Origin of the sequence: Streptomyces sp. NPDC056480 (assembly GCF_042795405.1) — a bacterium.
GTDB lineage: Bacteria > Actinomycetota > Actinomycetes > Streptomycetales > Streptomycetaceae > Streptomyces.
This window is the reverse complement of sequence record NZ_JBHTSA010000031.1, coordinates 20,164-34,524: the sequence shown is the minus strand read 5'-3', so window position 1 is coordinate 34,524 and position 14,361 is coordinate 20,164. Positions and strand designations below refer to the sequence as shown.

General features: G+C 72.5%; 17 protein-coding genes and 1 riboswitch. Of the genes, 10 read left to right on the top strand and 7 right to left on the bottom strand.

The genetic code is table 11. The annotated features are described in order from the left end of the window. Nucleotides 1-71: 71 nt before the first annotated feature. The 3 genes from bioD to bioB are packed head-to-tail and all read right to left on the bottom strand — an operon-like array spanning nt 72 to nt 3,378. Complete coding sequence (gene bioD / locus ACFQ79_RS16385) at nt 72-806, bottom strand: dethiobiotin synthase (RefSeq protein ID WP_383583712.1); 735 nt, start codon at nt 804-806, stop codon at nt 72-74. A 36-nt stretch (nt 807-842) separates the two neighbouring features. Then, nucleotides 843-2,123, bottom strand: a complete 1,281-nt coding sequence (locus tag ACFQ79_RS16380) for an adenosylmethionine--8-amino-7-oxononanoate transaminase (protein WP_383583709.1) — start codon at nt 2,121-2,123, stop codon at nt 843-845. Next, entirely contained in the window at nt 2,116-3,378 is a 1,263-nt protein-coding gene (gene bioB / locus ACFQ79_RS16375) for a biotin synthase BioB (RefSeq protein WP_383583706.1), read from the bottom strand. Before bioB ends, ACFQ79_RS16380 begins: the two co-directional genes overlap by 8 nt. 143 nt (nt 3,379-3,521) lie before the next feature. Here bioB and ACFQ79_RS16370 point away from each other — a divergent pair, with 143 nt between their 5' ends. Then, a complete protein-coding gene (locus tag ACFQ79_RS16370) occupies nt 3,522-4,703 on the top strand; it encodes an 8-amino-7-oxononanoate synthase (RefSeq protein ID WP_383583703.1) in 1,182 nt (393 codons plus the stop codon). A gap of 158 nt (nt 4,704-4,861) precedes the next feature. Further along, nucleotides 4,862-5,299 (top strand): ATP-binding protein, encoded by a 438-nt coding sequence (locus ACFQ79_RS16365; RefSeq protein ID WP_383583700.1) that lies wholly within the window; start codon nt 4,862-4,864, stop codon nt 5,297-5,299. A gap of 72 nt (nt 5,300-5,371) precedes the next feature. On the opposite strand, the gene ACFQ79_RS16360 is transcribed toward ACFQ79_RS16365, so the two are convergent. From ACFQ79_RS16360 to ACFQ79_RS16350, 3 genes are all read right to left on the bottom strand, one after another. Continuing rightward, nucleotides 5,372-5,848: a C40 family peptidase gene (locus tag ACFQ79_RS16360; protein ID WP_356552345.1), complete on the bottom strand. Its 477-nt coding sequence runs from the start codon at nt 5,846-5,848 to the stop codon at nt 5,372-5,374. 3 nt (nt 5,849-5,851) lie between these two features. After that, a riboswitch (cyclic di-AMP (ydaO/yuaA leader) is annotated at nt 5,852-6,058 on the bottom strand. 314 nt (nt 6,059-6,372) lie between these two features. After that, entirely contained in the window at nt 6,373-6,678 is a 306-nt protein-coding gene (locus ACFQ79_RS16355) for a hypothetical protein (protein ID WP_383583696.1), read from the bottom strand. Nucleotides 6,679-6,685: 7 nt separating this feature from the next. After that, complete coding sequence (locus ACFQ79_RS16350) at nt 6,686-7,309, bottom strand: ClpP family protease (RefSeq protein WP_383583693.1); 624 nt, start codon at nt 7,307-7,309, stop codon at nt 6,686-6,688. A gap of 58 nt (nt 7,310-7,367) precedes the next feature. Between ACFQ79_RS16350 and ACFQ79_RS16345 the strand changes: the two genes are divergently transcribed. Then, on the top strand, nt 7,368-7,646 hold the full coding sequence (locus ACFQ79_RS16345) for a type II toxin-antitoxin system Phd/YefM family antitoxin (protein ID WP_030316684.1): 279 nt from the start codon (nt 7,368-7,370) through the stop codon (nt 7,644-7,646). A gap of 137 nt (nt 7,647-7,783) precedes the next feature. On the opposite strand, the gene ACFQ79_RS16340 is transcribed toward ACFQ79_RS16345, so the two are convergent. Continuing rightward, complete coding sequence (locus tag ACFQ79_RS16340) at nt 7,784-8,791, bottom strand: ABC transporter permease (protein ID WP_383583690.1); 1,008 nt, start codon at nt 8,789-8,791, stop codon at nt 7,784-7,786. Between the two features lie 105 nt (nt 8,792-8,896). On the opposite strand from ACFQ79_RS16340, the gene ACFQ79_RS16335 reads away from it, so the two are divergent. The 7 genes from ACFQ79_RS16335 (at nt 8,897) to ACFQ79_RS16305 (ending at nt 14,170) form a co-directional block, all read left to right on the top strand. Beyond that, nucleotides 8,897-9,514 (top strand): TetR/AcrR family transcriptional regulator, encoded by a 618-nt coding sequence (locus ACFQ79_RS16335; protein WP_383583687.1) that lies wholly within the window; start codon nt 8,897-8,899, stop codon nt 9,512-9,514. Between the two features lie 164 nt (nt 9,515-9,678). Continuing rightward, a complete protein-coding gene (locus ACFQ79_RS16330; RefSeq protein WP_030316690.1) occupies nt 9,679-9,981 on the top strand; it encodes an urease subunit gamma in 303 nt (100 codons plus the stop codon). Nucleotides 9,982-9,994: 13 nt separating this feature from the next. Beyond that, complete coding sequence (locus tag ACFQ79_RS16325) at nt 9,995-10,354, top strand: urease subunit beta (RefSeq protein WP_383583684.1); 360 nt, start codon at nt 9,995-9,997, stop codon at nt 10,352-10,354. Beyond that, nucleotides 10,347-12,068, top strand: a complete 1,722-nt coding sequence (locus ACFQ79_RS16320; protein ID WP_383583681.1) for an urease subunit alpha — start codon at nt 10,347-10,349, stop codon at nt 12,066-12,068. Before ACFQ79_RS16325 ends, ACFQ79_RS16320 begins: the two co-directional genes overlap by 8 nt. Beyond that, a complete protein-coding gene (locus tag ACFQ79_RS16315; RefSeq protein WP_383583679.1) occupies nt 12,068-12,733 on the top strand; it encodes an urease accessory protein UreF in 666 nt (221 codons plus the stop codon). Before ACFQ79_RS16320 ends, ACFQ79_RS16315 begins: the two co-directional genes overlap by 1 nt. 19 nt (nt 12,734-12,752) lie before the next feature. After that, entirely contained in the window at nt 12,753-13,430 is a 678-nt protein-coding gene (gene ureG, locus ACFQ79_RS16310) for an urease accessory protein UreG (RefSeq protein ID WP_383583676.1), read from the top strand. After that, nucleotides 13,427-14,170 (top strand): urease accessory protein UreD, encoded by a 744-nt coding sequence (locus tag ACFQ79_RS16305; RefSeq protein WP_383583795.1) that lies wholly within the window; start codon nt 13,427-13,429, stop codon nt 14,168-14,170. Before ureG ends, ACFQ79_RS16305 begins: the two co-directional genes overlap by 4 nt. The last annotated feature ends 191 nt before the right edge of the window (nt 14,171-14,361 follow it).

Genomic DNA, 14,361 nt, shown 5'->3' with positions numbered 1-14,361 from the left:
GGAACCCGCACTACGAAGCTCCCGCGCTACGAGCCCGCGCCACGAAGCTCGCGCGCTACGAAGCTCCCGCGCTACGAAGCTCCCGCGTACGGCTCCGCGAACCGCTCCCGGAACGCCTCCGCCTCCCACGTGCCGCCGAGCGCCGGCCCCAGCCAGCCGCCCGCCGCCGCCCGGAACTCCGCCGGGTCGAGCGACCCCGACCCCTCCGGCACCGCCCCGAGGAGCGGCGCGTCCGCCTCCCGCGGCAGATCCGCCAGGTTGCAGCGCATCGCCAGGTCCGGCGCGTCCGGCCAGCTGCCGATCACCACGCCCAGCTGCTCGATCCCGCGCGCCCGCAGCGCCTCCGCGGTCAGGGCCGCGGAGTTGAGCGTCCCCAGACCGGCGGGGACGACCACGAGAACGGGTGCGCCGAGCAGCGCCGCCGCGTCCGCGAGCGTGCCGCCCTCCTCGTCGAAGCGGACGAGCAGCCCGCCCGCCCCCTCCACGAGCACCAGGTCGTGCTCGGCGGCCAGCTTCCGGGCGGCCTCGGCGACCTCCGCGGGCCCGACCGGGACGAGCCCGGCGCGCCGGGCCGCCGTCCCCGGGGCCAGCGGCTCCGGGAAGCGGCCCAGCTCGGCGGAGCCCACGGCGCCCGAGAGCCGGACGACCTCGTCCGCGTCACCGCGCTCGTCCGGCCCGACGCCGGTCTGCGCGGGCTTGAGGACGGCGACCGTACGGCCGGCGGCGGTGGCGACGGCGGCTACGGCGGCGGTCACGACGGTCTTGCCGATCTCCGTGCCCGTACCGCTGACGACGATGATTCCCACGGTTCTCCCCGCTCTTCCGTTCTTCCGTTCTTCCGGTCAGCCCGCGACCGCCGCCGCGCGCACCGCGGCGCAGATGCGGGCCAGGTCCTCGTCGCCCGTCACGTACGGCGGCATCGTGTAGATCAGGTCGCGGAACGGGCGCAGCCACACACCCGCCCGGACCGCCGCCTCCGTGGCCGCGGCCATGTCGACGTCGTGGTCGAGCTGGACGACTCCGATGGCGCCGAGCACCCGCACCTCGCGGACACCGGGGAGTTCCGCGGCGGGGGCGAGCCCCTCGCGGAGCCCCGTCTCGATCCGCTTGACCTCCTGTGCCCAGTCCTGGGACATCAGCAGGTCGATCGAGGCGCAGGCCACCGCGGAGGCCAGCGGATTGCCCATGAAGGTCGGGCCGTGCGCCAGGACGGGAACCTCGCCGCGCGAGATGCCCTCGGCGATCTCCGTCGTGCAGAGCGTGGCCGCCATCGACAGGTATCCGCCCGTCAGCGCCTTGCCCACACACATCACGTCGGGCGAGACGCCGGCCTGGTCGGCGCCGAACAGCGTGCCCGTACGGCCGAAACCGGTCGCGATCTCGTCGAAGATCAGGAGGACCCCGTGCTCGTCGCAGGCCTCGCGGAGGACGCGCAGGTACGCGGGCGGGTGGAACCGCATCCCGCCCGCGTTCTGCACCACGGGCTCCACGATCACCGCGGCGACCTCGTCCGCGTGGAGGGCGATCTGCTCCCGCAGCATCCGGGCGTACGACTCCTCGTACGTGACCGGCGGCGCGTCGACGAAGACCTGGCGCTGGAGCACGCCCGACCACAGCTCGTGCATCCCGCCCTCGGGGTCGCACAGCGACATCGGCTGCCAGGTGTCCCCGTGGTAGCCGCCGCGCCAGGTCATCAGGAGCTGCTTGCCGGGCCGGCCCACCGAGCGCCAGTACTGCAGACACATCTTGGCCGCGACCTCGACGGAGACCGAGCCGGAGTCGCTGAGGAAGACGTGCTGGAGGGGCTCCGGGGTGATCTCGACCAGACGGGTGGCGAGCCGCACGGCCGGCTCGTGGGTGAGCCCGCCGAACATGACGTGGCTCATCCGGTCCAGCTGGCCGTGCGCCGCCTCGTTGAGCACGGGGTGGTTGTAGCCGTGCAGCGCCGACCACCACGAGGACATGCCGTCGATCAACTCGGCCTGGCCGTGCACCGGTTCGGCGAGCCGGAGCCGGACACCGGACGCGGACTCGACGACCAGCGGCTCCGTACGGCCCGGCATGGGCCCGTACGGATGCCAGACGTGCGCCCGGTCCAGGGCGAGCAGTTCGTCGTTACGCATTCGGGGCGAGCTCCGTCCCGGCACCGCGGCGGCGCACGGCCACGAGGTCGGGACGGGCGCCCGGCACCTCGCCGGCGGGCTCCGCGGCGGGCTCGGCCGAGGGCGCCGCCTGGGCGTGACCGCCGCACGGACCGCAGCCGCCACCGGCCTCGGCGTGCGAGCCGCAGCCCGCGCCCTCCGCCGCGTCGTGCGAGCCGCAGCCCGCCGGCGCCTGGGAACCACAGCCGCCGCCCGCCGCGGCGAGCGCGTCGGCGCGGTGCTTCGGGAGCGTCGTCGTGCCCGCGCCCTCCACCTCGAAGCCCGCGTCCGCGATCATGTCCAGGTCGGCCTGGCCGGCCTGGCCCTCGCTCGTCAGGTAGTCGCCGAGGAAGATCGAGTTCGCGATGTTCAGCGCGAGCGGCTGCATGGAGCGCAGGTGCACCTCACGGCCGCCGGCGATCCGCACCTCGACGTCGGGGCAGACGAACCGCACCATCGCCAGGATCCGCAGGCAGCGCTGCGGGGTGAGGTTCCACTCCTTGGCGAGCGGCGTCCCCTCGAAGGGGATCAGGAAGTTGACCGGCACGGAGTCCGAGTCGAGCTCGCGGAGCGCGTACACGACGTCGACGAGGTCCTCGTCGGTCTCGCCCATGCCCGCGATCAGACCCGAGCAGGCCGACAGACCGGCGGCGTGCGCCTTCTGCACGGTGTCCACCCGGTCCGCGTACGTGTGGGTCTTGGTGATCCCGGCGTACGTCGCCTCGGACGTGTTCAGGTTGTGGTTGTAGGCGTCGGCGCCGGCGTCCTTCAGCCGCTCCGCCTGGCCGTCCGAGAGCAGACCCAGACAGGCGCACACCTCGACGCCCTCGTTCTGCTCCTTGATGGCCTCGATGGTCCTGCCGACCCGCTCGACGTCCCGGTCGGTCGGACCGCGGCCGCTCGCGACCAGACAGACCCGCTTGGCCCCGCCCGCGACACCCGCGGCGGCGGCCTGGGAGGCCTCGTCCGGCTTCAGCCAGGTGTACTTGAGGATCTCGGCCTTGGAGCCGAGCCGCTGCGAGCAGTACGAGCAGTCCTCGGGGCACAGGCCCGACTTCAGGTTCACCAGGTAGTTGAGCTTCACCCGCCGCCCGAACCACTGACGGCGCACCTTGCCGGCCGCCGCCACCACATCGAGCAGTTCGTCGTCGGAGGTCGCCAGGACGGCGAGCGCTTCTTCACGGGTCGGCAGCTCGCGCCGCAGCCCCTTCTCCACCAGCGTGTTCAGCAGGTCCATAAGCGCTGATCCTTGCCTACCGCCCACCCCCGGGCCAAGGAGGATCTGAACAAACGCCCCCGATAGAGGTGTGTGGATGACCACATCCCGACCTCGGCATCATCCGGTTAGGGTCTGTGCGCTGCCTACAAAAGGATCGCCGAATGCCACAGGCCGACGACGCACGGGCCGCGGGCCCCCGCCGTACCGCGTTCGACTGGACCGACGCCGAGGCACGCCGCCGGGCGGACGCCGGTCTGGTCCGTACGCTGCGGCCACGGGCCGCCGAGTCGGACCTGCTCGACCTGGCGGGCAACGACTACCTGGGCCTCACCCGCCGCTCCGAGGTCACCGAGGCGGCGGCCGACGCGGCGAGGCGCTGGGGCGCCGGCTCCACCGGCTCGCGGCTCGTCACCGGCACGACCCGGCTGCACACCCGGCTCGAGCGCGAGCTCGCCGAGTTCTGCGGGTTCGAGGCGGCCCTCGTCTTCTCCTCCGGCTACACGGCCAACCTGGCCGCGCTCACCGCGCTCGGCGGCCGGGACTCCCTGATCGTCTCCGACGCCTCCAACCACGCCTCGATCGTGGACGGCTGCCGTCTGGCCCGCGCCGAGACGGCCGTCGTGCCGCACACCGAACCCGAGGCCGTACGCAAGACCCTCGGCGCGCACCCCGGGCGGCGGGCCCTGGTCGTCAGCGACTCCGTCTTCTCCGTCGACGGCGACAAGGCCCCGCTGACGGAGCTCGCGGAAGCCTGCCGCGCTCACGGCGCCGGACTCGTGGTGGACGACGCCCATGGCTTCGGCGTCCTCGGCGAAGGCGGCCGGGGCGCCCTCCACGAGGCCGGGCTCGCGGGCGACGAGGACGTCGTCGCCACCCTGACCCTCTCCAAGTCCCTCGGCAGCCAGGGTGGTGCAGTCCTCGGCCCGGCCCGGGTGATCGAGCACCTGGTGAACGCGGCCCGCACCTTCATCTTCGACACCGGTCTCGCCCCGGCCGCCGCGGGCGGCGCCCTCGCGAGCCTGCGCCTGATCAGGGCCGAACCGGGCCTCGCCGAGCGGGCCCGTACCGTCGCGACCACCCTGTACCGGCTGCTCACCGAGGCCGGTCTCACGGCGGCCCGGCCCGACGCGGCCGTCGTCTCGGTGCGCGCGCCCTCGCCGGAGGCGGCCCTGCGCTGGGCGGCGGACTGCCGCGAACAGGGTCTGGCGGTCGGCTGCTTCCGGCCCCCGTCCGTTCCCGACGGCATCTCGCGGCTGCGGCTCACGGCCCGCGCCGATCTGACCGACGCACAGATCGAGCACGCGGTACGGACCATCCTGCGCACCGCGCCCGACGCCGGGTAGCGCGCCAAGGGCGTTCCCAAGCAGCAGAGTTCACCGCTTCGGGCGACAGATGGGGACATATCTTGGTGGAACGCCGCACGGCGCGGCACGATCGGTGGCACTCTGACGCGAAGCGCAATCCGGGGCGGTGGCCCCGGTGGGAAAGGGACAGCGTCGCCATGGCAGATCACCAGGAAGCATCCGTCACGCTGCCGAGCGAACCCGCCTCGGTCCCCACGGCCCGGCGTTACGTCGCGGACGTCCTCATGAGCTGGGGTCTGGACGACGCCGCGGAGATCGCGGACTCGATCCGGCTGATCGTCTCCGAACTTGCCACCAACGCCGTCCTGCACACCCTCGGACAGTCGCCCACCTTCACGGTCGACGTCCGCCTGGAGCGGGAGGAGCGGCTCCACGTCGGCGTCACCGACAGCCATCCGCGCCGGCCCCGTCGCCTCCCGGCGGCGGTCCAGCAGGACAACGGACGCGGGATGGTCATCATCCGCGTCCTCGCCGCCGAAGCCGGCGGCCGTCTGTCGGTCACGCCGACCGAGGACGGCGGCAAGACGGTCTGGATCACTCTTCCGTGGACCGTGGCCCCCGTGGCCAGCTGTTAGGTCCCGTGCTGTCGGTCAGGGGTACGGCGGCGCCACCGCACCCCTCACGGACGAACCGCTACCGCCGCCTGATCAGCGGACGCGGCCGTAGTAGACCTTCGACGACCAGATCTTGTCGAGCTTCACCCAGGAACCCGTCTTGGGCGAGTGCCAGATCTTGCCGCTGCCGGCGTAGATGCCCACGTGGTAGACCCTCCCGCCGGAGTGGAAGAAGACCAGGTCCCCCTTCTGCCTGGTGGAGGCGGAGATGTGCCGGGTCTTGTTGTACTGCTGCTGCGCGGTGCGGGGCAGCGACTTGCCCGCCTTCTTGTACGCGTAGAGCGTCAGACCGGAGCAGTCGAACCTGGAGGGTCCGGTGCTCCCGTACCGGTACGGAGCTCCCTTCTTGGACGCGGCGACGCTCAGTGCCTTGTTCGCGTGCGTGGTGGCTGCCTGGGCCTCCGTTGCCGCACCGGGTGCGAACAGCGTGCCGCCGACGGCGGCGAGGGTGAGAGCCGAGACGGCTCCGGCCCGGGACAGCAGGGACGGGACGTGCATCTGCGCAGTCATGCGCAACCCTTCGTCAGCCGCCTGCGAAGGATGACCTGTCGGGTTCGGGCTGGCGAAGATGCCCGGCCGCTGACGCGGCTTCACCCCGAGGGACGGCCTCGCTGCCGGAACAGCGCGTACGCCCCGTAAAAATCGGGTCCTCCACTCCTGCCGATCCAATCCTGTCGACCAGACGTCCGGGACAGCGGCAGGACTCGGCGTCCGCCCGGACCGCCCCGCCGCGGTGGCGGGGGCTTGTCGTCGACAGGGATCTTGACCCACACCCAGGTCGAAATCCGAGCTGAAACGGCGATATGTGAGGCTCCTCACGACTGATCCATACGGGTGGACAGGGAGCCTTTGTGATCTTCGGAGGTTTGGCCTACGAGCCCCGCACCAGGGGTGGAACGCCCCATTCCGCCAGATGCGTACACCTGTTGCGCAACTCACCCGGCATATATGTCGACTCGTCGACTACGCCGAACGGGGGAGCGATTCTGCGGTCCGCGTCGGCCGTCCGGACCTCGACACGACACGCGGATATGTCAACTCGCGCGGGTGCGCGGGACGGTGACGCGGTCCGCCCGGCGCTCACCGTCCAACACCCTGAGCGCACGCGCCAAAGTGTCCGCGTGCACCTCGTTCTCGCCCCGCATATGCATGAGCGTCAGGGCCTGGAGGAGTGCTTCCGTCCGTCCCACCAGGGCTTGTGCCGCGCGCAGTGCGCCATAGGTATGCGTTCCCCTGGATGGATTGATCTTGCCCAGCAGGTCGACCACTTCGAGGTAGGCGTCGACGAGTTCGCTCTCGGCGCGGGTCAGGGCGGGCAGCGGCGGCAGCTCGGGAACCACGGCCGGCTCACCCCGCCGTGCCGCCGGCGCCCGCGCGCCGGCTCGTGATCACGTGGTCCACCAGGCCGTACGCGATCGCGGCCGGCGCGTCCAGGACCGTGAGGCGGTCGAGGTCGGCCTCGACGCGCTCCCGGTCCCGCCCCGTGTGCTCGCTGAGCATCCCCGTCATCAGCGCGCGGAGACGGAGCAGTTCGCGGGCGTGGATGTCGAGATCGCTCGGCTGTCCCTGGAGCGGTTCGTCCATGGCGGGCTGACGCAGTGTGATCCGGGCGCCCGGGAGCATCATGCGCTTGCCCGGGGTGCCGGCGGCGAGCAGCACGGCGGCGGTGGAGACGGCCTGGCCCAGACAGGTGGTCTCCACGTCGCAGTGGAGCGAGCGCATCGTGTCGTAGATCGCGGTCATGGCGCTGATCGAGCCGCCGGGGGAGTTGATGTAGAGCGAGATGTCCTGTTCGGGGCCCGCGTGGTCCAGATACAGGAACTGGGCGATGACGTCGTTGGCCGAGGTCTCGTCGACCGGCGTCCCGAGGAAGACGATCCGGTTCGAGAGGAGCTTCGAGTAGGGGTCGAGGGTCCGGGTTCCGTAGCTGGTGCGCTCCGTGAACTCGGGCAGGACGTAGCGAGCATCCATGGCGGGTACCTCCATCTGTAAAAAATGTACAGGACGTACAGCCCGTAAGATGGGGAGCATGACCTACGAGATCCCGGTGACGCAAGCGCGAGCCGAGCTCGCCGACCTGATCAACCGCGTCGTGTACGGCGGCGAGCGCGTCGTCGTCACCCGCCACGGGAAGCCGCTGGTCGCCCTGGTCTCCGCCGCTGACCTGGAGGAACTCGAGGCGGCCGAGAAGCCCGCCGACGAGCAGGTGATCAGCTCGGTCTCCGGCCTCCACTCCCTTGACTCCGCTACCGGCGAACAGCGCCGCTTCGGCATCGCCGCCCACCACCGCGAGCCCGGCGTCTCCTAGGTCCTGTCCGGCGGCCCCGCCCGGCCGTCCCCCGCTCCCCGTCTCCACCTGGCGCACACGGAAGAGCCGCGCACCCCCGTCCGCTACAGCGGGGGCACGCGGCCGTCTTCTCGCGCGTACGGGCTCGGTGGTCCGGATCAGCCCGCGCGCGCCGGAATCGGAGCCGCCGCCACGGGCGCGGACTCCACGGGTTCGGTGCGCCTCCGGGCCCCGATCGCGGTCGCCGTGAGACCCGCCACCGCCCAGAGGGCGAGGACGAGGAGCGGTCCGCCCGCCGCCGAGCCCTCGAAGGAGGAGACGGACCGGAGGGCCGAGCCCGCGGCGCCCGGCGGCAGCCACTGGCCGAGGGTGCCCACGGCGGTGGGCAGGAGTTCCGGTGCGCTCGACACGCCCGAGAACGGGTTGCCGAGCAGGATCATCAGCAGCGCCCCGAGCCCGAGGCCCGGCTTTCCGACGAGGGCCGCGAGCCCGGCGAAGGTCGAGCCGATCGCCAGGACGGTGAGGCCCAGGACCCCGGCCTCGGCCCACCAGTTCCCGCCGAGCGCGCCGAGCCAGCTGTGGGCGAGGGCCGCACCGACGACGCCCGCGAGCGCCGCGGCGCCGGCGAGGGCGGCCGCCGCGCGCCCGCCGCGCAGACCGAGAAGGGTCGTGACGACCCCCGCCGCCGCTCCGGCCAGGGCGAGCGGCAGCAGGCTGGAGGCGAGCACGGCTCCGCGCGGGTCGCCCGCCGGGGCGGCGACCACATCCGTGACCTGGATCCTCGCGCCCTCGGGGGCCTGTGCGGTGACGGCCTCCCGCAGGAGCCCGGCCACCACGGGGCTCGCCGCCGAGGCGGTCAGGAGTTCCGTGCCGCCGGGGGTCACGACCACCGCTCCGTATACATCGCGGTCCTCTATCGCGGCACGGGCCTCGGCCTCGTCCGCGTAGCGGTGGACCTCGAAGGCCCCCTCGTGCCGGGCGAGGTCCTGTTCCAGGGCGGTGACCACCGTGGCGGGGCCCGCCACGCCGATCGGCAGGTCGCGGGGTGCCGTCCGGGCGGCGGGCCACGCGAAGGCCCAGAGGGTCAGGGCGACGACGACGGGGATCAGCACGATCACCGCGATGGTCCTGCGCCCCGCGTCGACGGCGGTGGCGTTGGCGGACATGGTGTCCTCGATTCAAAGAGAAGGATCGTTCGTTTTTATATGCCCCTCACTGTCCTGCGGGCGTCGGAAGTTGTCAAGAATGAATATTCGTTTTAAGTTCGGGTCATGGCTCGTGTCTCCCAGGAACACCTCGACGCCCGGCGGCGCCAGATCCTCGACGGCGCGGCGCGCTGCTTCGCCCGCAACGGCTTCCACGCCACCTCGATGCAGGACGTCCTCAGCGAGGTCGGGCTGTCGGCCGGCGCGGTCTACCGGTACTTCCGCGGCAAGGACGAGATCATCGCGGCCATCGCGACCGAGGCCTTCGCCGGGATAAGGGGTGCCTTCGAGGAGGCTTCCAGGGCCACGCCGCCTCCCACCCCCGACGTGCTGATCGGAGCGGTGCTCCGGCTCTTCCTCGAGGAGCGGATCGAGGGCGCCGACCGGCAGGCCTTCGCGCGTCTGATCATCCAGGTGTGGACCGAGACCCTCCGCAACGAACAGCTCGCGCGGACGCTCTCGGAGGGCTACAACGGCATGCGCGTCGTCTGGGCGGACCTGGTCACCCTCTACAAGAAGAGCGGCATCCTGCCCGCCGACGTCCCCGCCGACCATGTGGCCCGCACGCTGATCGCCGTCGTCCAGGGCTTCATCGCCCAGCAGGCCCTCTTCGGCGACGTCGCCGTCGACGTCCTGGAGGACGGGCTCCGGGGCCTGATGTCCATGACGGTCGAGCCGATCTGATGATCATGAAAGAGCAAAGGCGCAGTTAACGAGCCGGAAAAACTTCCGCCCTAACGTGCAATGTCTGGCCGCGAGCCGCATCTCCGCAGTTCAACAAGGTGTTGACGGTCGGTAGGGTCCGCAGCTGTCCGGGTGTCCCCGGTCGACGACTGTGAGGTGGAAGAGTGCAACTGAGCCCGCACGAACAGGAACGCCTGCTCATCCATGTGGCCGCGGACGTGGCCGCCAAGCGCCTGGCCCGAGGTGTGCGCCTCAACCACCCCGAGGCCGTCGCCCTCCTCACCTCCCACATCCTCGAAGGCGCCCGGGACGGTCGCACCGTCGCCGAGCTCATGGCCTCGGGGCGCAAGGTGCTCACCCGGGACGAGGTCATGGACGGCATCCCCGAGATGATCCACGACGTCCAGGTCGAGGCCACCTTCCCCGACGGCACCAAGCTCGTCACCGTCCACGACCCCATCGTCTGAACGGGCCGCGCCGATGATCCCCGGAGAGATCCTGTACGCGGACGGCGCCGTCGCCCTGAACGAGGGGCGCCCCGTCACGCGTCTGACCGTGCTCAACGCCGCCGACCGGCCCGTCCAGGTCGGCTCCCACTACCACTTCGCCGAGGTCAACCCCGGCCTGGACTTCGACCGCGCCGCCGCGCACGGGCAGCGGCTGCACATCGCGGCCGGTACCGCCGTCCGCTTCGAGCCGGGCATCCCCGTCGAGGTCGAACTCGTCCCGCTCGCCGGCCGCCGGATCGTGCCCGGTCTGCGCGGCGGCACGGCGGGCCCGCTCGACACGGGCGACCACGCTGCCGAATCCACCGAGGCCGAGGGGGCCGACCGTGCCTGACCTGCATCGCGCCGTCTACGCCGACCTGTTCGGCCCCACCACCGGCGACCGCATCCGGCTCGCCGACACCGATCTCCTCGTCGAGATCGAGGAGGACCGCAGCGGCGGCCCCGGCCGCGCCGGCGACGAGGCCGTCTTCGGCGGCGGCAAGGTCATCCGCGAGTCCATGGGCCAGGCCCGCACCACCCGGGCCGAGGGCGCCCCCGACACGGTGATCACCGGCGCCGTGGTCATCGACCACTGGGGCGTCGTCAAGGCCGACATCGGCATCCGGGACGGCCGGATCACCGCCCTCGGCAAGGCCGGCAACCCCGACACCATGGACGGGGTCCACCCCGACCTCGTGATCGGCCCCGAGACGGAGATCATCGTCGGCAACGGCCGGATCGTCACCGCCGGCGCCGTCGACGCCCACGTCCACTTCATCTCGCCGACCGTCGTCGAGCAGGCCCTCGCCACCGGCGTCACCACCCTCGTCGGCGGCGGTACGGGACCGGCCGAGGGCACCAAGGCGACCACGGTCACCCCCGGCCCCTGGCACACGGCCCGGATGTTCGAGGCCCTCGACACCTTCCCCGTCAACATCGGCCTGCTCGGCAAGGGCAACACCATGTCCCGGGAGGCCATGCACTCCCAACTGCGCGGCGGAGCCCTCGGATTCAAGATCCACGAGGACTGGGGCGCCACCCCCGCCGTCATGGACGCCTGTCTCGGCGTGTGCGAGGAGACGGGCGCCCAGCTCGCCATCCACACCGACACCCTGAACGAGGCCGGCTTCGTCGGCGACACCCTCGCCGCCATCGCCGGGCGCACCGTCCACGCGTACCACACGGAGGGCGCGGGCGGCGGCCACGCACCCGACATCATCACGGTGGTCTCGGAGCCGTACATCCTGCCCAGCTCGACCAACCCCACCCGGCCGCACACCGTCAACACCATCGAGGAACACCTCGACATGCTGATGGTCTGCCACCACCTCAACCCGGCCGTCCCCGAGGACCTCGCCTTCGCCGAGTCCCGGATCCGGCCCTCCACCATCGCGGCCGAGGACGTCCTCCACGACCTGGGCGCCATCTCGATCATCTCCTCCGACTCCCAGGCCATGGGCCGCATCGGCGAGGTGGTCATGCGCACCTGGCAGACCGCCCACGTCATGAAGAAGCGGCGCGGCGCCCTGCCCGGGGACGGCCGCGCCGACAACCACCGCGCGCGCCGCTACGTCGCCAAGTACACGATCAACCCGGCCGTCGCCCAGGGCATGGACCACCTCATCGGCTCCGTCGAACCCGGCAAGCTCGCCGACCTGGTCCTGTGGGAGCCCGCCTTCTTCGGGGTGAAGCCGCTCACCGTCCTCAAGGGCGGCCAGATCGCCTACGCGCAGATGGGCGACGCCAACGCCTCCATCCCCACGCCCCAACCCGTCCTGCCCCGGCCCATGTTCGGCGCGCTCGGCAAGGCGGCGGCGGCCGGCTCGGTCAACTTCGTCGCCCAGGCCGCCATCGAGGACGACATCGCACAACGGCTCGGCCTGCACAAGGAGTTCACCGCGATCGGCAGCACCCGCCGGGTGTCGAAGGCCGACATGCGGGAGAACGACGCGATGCCCCGGGTCGAGGTCGACGCCGACACCTTCACGGTCACGATCGACGGCGAAGCGGTCGAACCCGCCCCGGCCGCCGAACTGCCCATGGCCCAGCGCTACTTCCTCTTCTGATGGCGAGTCGCTCCGCACTCCTGGTACTCGCCGACGGGCGCTTCCCCGCCGGCGGGCACGCCCACTCCGGCGGCGCCGAGGCCGCCGTCAAGGCCGGCCGCATCAAGGACGCCGCCGGACTCGAAGCCTTCTGCCGGGGCCGGCTGCACACCACCGGACTCACCTCCGCCGGGCTCGCCGCCGGGGCCGCGCACGGACTCGACCCCGACGGACTCGACGCGGCCGCCGACGCCCGCACCCCCTCGCCCGCCCTGCGCGCCGCCGCCCGCAAGCTCGGCCGGCAGATGATGCGGGCGGCGCGCGCCACCTGGCCCTGCGCCGAACTCGACGCGCTCGCCGCCGCGTTCCCGCGCGGCGCCCATCAGCCCGTCGTCCTCGGTGTCGCCGCCCGCGCAGCCGGGCTCGGCCCGGAGGACGCCGCGCACTGCGTCGCGTACGAGACCGTCAGCGGTCCCGCCACCGCCGTGGTCCGGCTGCTGGGCCTGGACCCCTTCAAGGCCACCGCCGTCCTCGCCCGTCTCGCCCCCGCCATGGACCTGGTCGCCGCGGAGGCAGCGCGGGCCGCCCGGCAGGGCGTCGACGCCCTGCCCGCGGCCTCCGCGCCCCTCCTCGACATCACCGCCGAACAGCACGCGTCCTGGCCCGTCCGACTCTTCGCATCCTGAGAACCACTGGAGCCGCCCCATGCACCTCGACCACGGCCACACCCACCACGGCGCCGTCTCCGCCGACGCCCACCGCCCCGACGGCACCCGCCGCGCCCTGCGCATCGGGCTCGGCGGGCCGGTCGGCTCGGGCAAGACCGCCACCGTCGCCGCCCTCTGCCGGGTCCTGCGCGACAGCCTCTCCCTCGCGGTCGTCACCAACGACATCTACACCCGCGAGGACGCCGAGTTCCTGCTCCGCAACGCCGTCCTGCCGCCCGAGCGGATCCAGGCCGTGGAGACGGGCGCCTGCCCGCACACCGCCATCCGCGACGACATCTCCGCCAACCTCGAAGCCGTCGAGGAGCTCGAGGACACGGTCGGTCCGCTCGACCTCATCCTCGTCGAGTCCGGCGGCGACAACCTGACCGCCACCTTCTCCAAGGGACTCGTCGACGCCCAGATCTTCGTCATCGACGTGGCCGGCGGCGACGACATCCCGCGCAAGGGCGGCCCCGGCGTCACCACCGCCGACCTGCTCGTCGTCAACAAGACCGACCTCGCCCCGTACGTGGGCTCCGACCTGGAGCGGATGGCACGCGACGCCAAGGAGCAGCGCGGCGACCTGCCCGTCGCCTTCACCTCGCTGCGCGCCGAGCACGGCGTCGCCCCGGTCGCCGACTGGGTCCGGGCCCAGCTCGGGGCATGGACCGCGTGAGCCTGCGCGCCACCGCCCGGATCTCCGCCGACGCCGACGGGGGCCTGCCGCTGCTCGTGAGCGACGGGCCCCTCGCCCTGCGCCGGACCAGGGCCTCCGGGTCGTACACCCGGGTGACCGTGGTCGGGGCGATGAGCGCGCCGCTCGGCGGTGACCGGCTCGCCGTCGAGACCGAGGTACGGGACGGGGCCAGGCTCCTGGTCGACTCGGCCGCCGCCACCCTCGCCCTGCCGGGCCGGGGCGCCGAGCCGGCCGCGTACGACGTCCGGCTCACCGTCGGCGAGGACGGGGTGCTCCGCTGGCTGCCCGAGCAGGTGGTCTCCGTGCACGGCTCCCATCTGCGGATGCGGACCGTCGTCGAGCTCGCCGCCACGGCCCGGCTGGTCCTCCGCGAGGAGCAGATCCTCGGCCGGCACGGCGAACCGCCCGGCACCCTCGTCACCCGCCTCACCGTCCGCCGCGCCGGGCGGCCCCTTCTCGACCAGGAGCTGGCCTTCGGCCCCGGCGCCCCCGGTGGCTGGGACGGCGGCGCGGTCCTCGGCGGCCACCGGGCCACCGGGCAGCTCCTCGTCGTCGACCCGGCGTTCGCGGAGAAGCCGGTGCGGCCGCGGCTGCTGGGCGAGCACGCCGCCGTCACCCCGCTCGCCGGACCCGCGGCCCTCGCCACCGTCGTCGCCCCGGACGCCCTCGCGGTCCGGCGTCTGCTCGACACCGCGCTGTCCGAACTCGCCCCGTTCTGAAGAGTTCTGGACGGATCTGCACGTACCGCCGAGAGGTCACCGCTCAGCGGTACACCGTTCACCGGTTATTGGTTCGGCAAAGAAACACGTGTTCGCCCTTTCATCGGGTGCCCCCGGGACGAAAGGATCCCCCGGACAGCCAACACACAGCGCCGCCACGGGGGGTGGCGCTCATCTTGGGGGAGTACTCG

Excerpts from the sequence above, each read along its gene's own strand:
- ACFQ79_RS16365 (WP_383583700.1), top strand. The coding sequence starts at position 4,862 with ATGGCAGATCACCAGGAAGCATCCGTCACGCTGCCGAGCGAACCCGCC.
- ACFQ79_RS16335 (WP_383583687.1), top strand. The coding sequence starts at position 8,897 with ATGGCTCGTGTCTCCCAGGAACACCTCGACGCCCGGCGGCGCCAGATC.
- bioB (WP_383583706.1), bottom strand. The coding sequence starts at position 3,378 with ATGGACCTGCTGAACACGCTGGTGGAGAAGGGGCTGCGGCGCGAGCTG.
- ACFQ79_RS16325 (WP_383583684.1), top strand. The coding sequence starts at position 9,995 with ATGATCCCCGGAGAGATCCTGTACGCGGACGGCGCCGTCGCCCTGAAC.
- ACFQ79_RS16380 (WP_383583709.1), bottom strand. The coding sequence starts at position 2,123 with ATGCGTAACGACGAACTGCTCGCCCTGGACCGGGCGCACGTCTGGCAT.
- ureG (WP_383583676.1), top strand. The coding sequence starts at position 12,753 with ATGCACCTCGACCACGGCCACACCCACCACGGCGCCGTCTCCGCCGAC.
- ACFQ79_RS16345 (WP_030316684.1), top strand. The coding sequence starts at position 7,368 with ATGACCTACGAGATCCCGGTGACGCAAGCGCGAGCCGAGCTCGCCGAC.
- ACFQ79_RS16370 (WP_383583703.1), top strand. The coding sequence starts at position 3,522 with ATGCCACAGGCCGACGACGCACGGGCCGCGGGCCCCCGCCGTACCGCG.
- ACFQ79_RS16360 (WP_356552345.1), bottom strand. The coding sequence starts at position 5,848 with ATGACTGCGCAGATGCACGTCCCGTCCCTGCTGTCCCGGGCCGGAGCC.
- ACFQ79_RS16340 (WP_383583690.1), bottom strand. The coding sequence starts at position 8,791 with ATGTCCGCCAACGCCACCGCCGTCGACGCGGGGCGCAGGACCATCGCG.
- ACFQ79_RS16350 (WP_383583693.1), bottom strand. The coding sequence starts at position 7,309 with ATGGATGCTCGCTACGTCCTGCCCGAGTTCACGGAGCGCACCAGCTAC.
- ACFQ79_RS16315 (WP_383583679.1), top strand. The coding sequence starts at position 12,068 with ATGGCGAGTCGCTCCGCACTCCTGGTACTCGCCGACGGGCGCTTCCCC.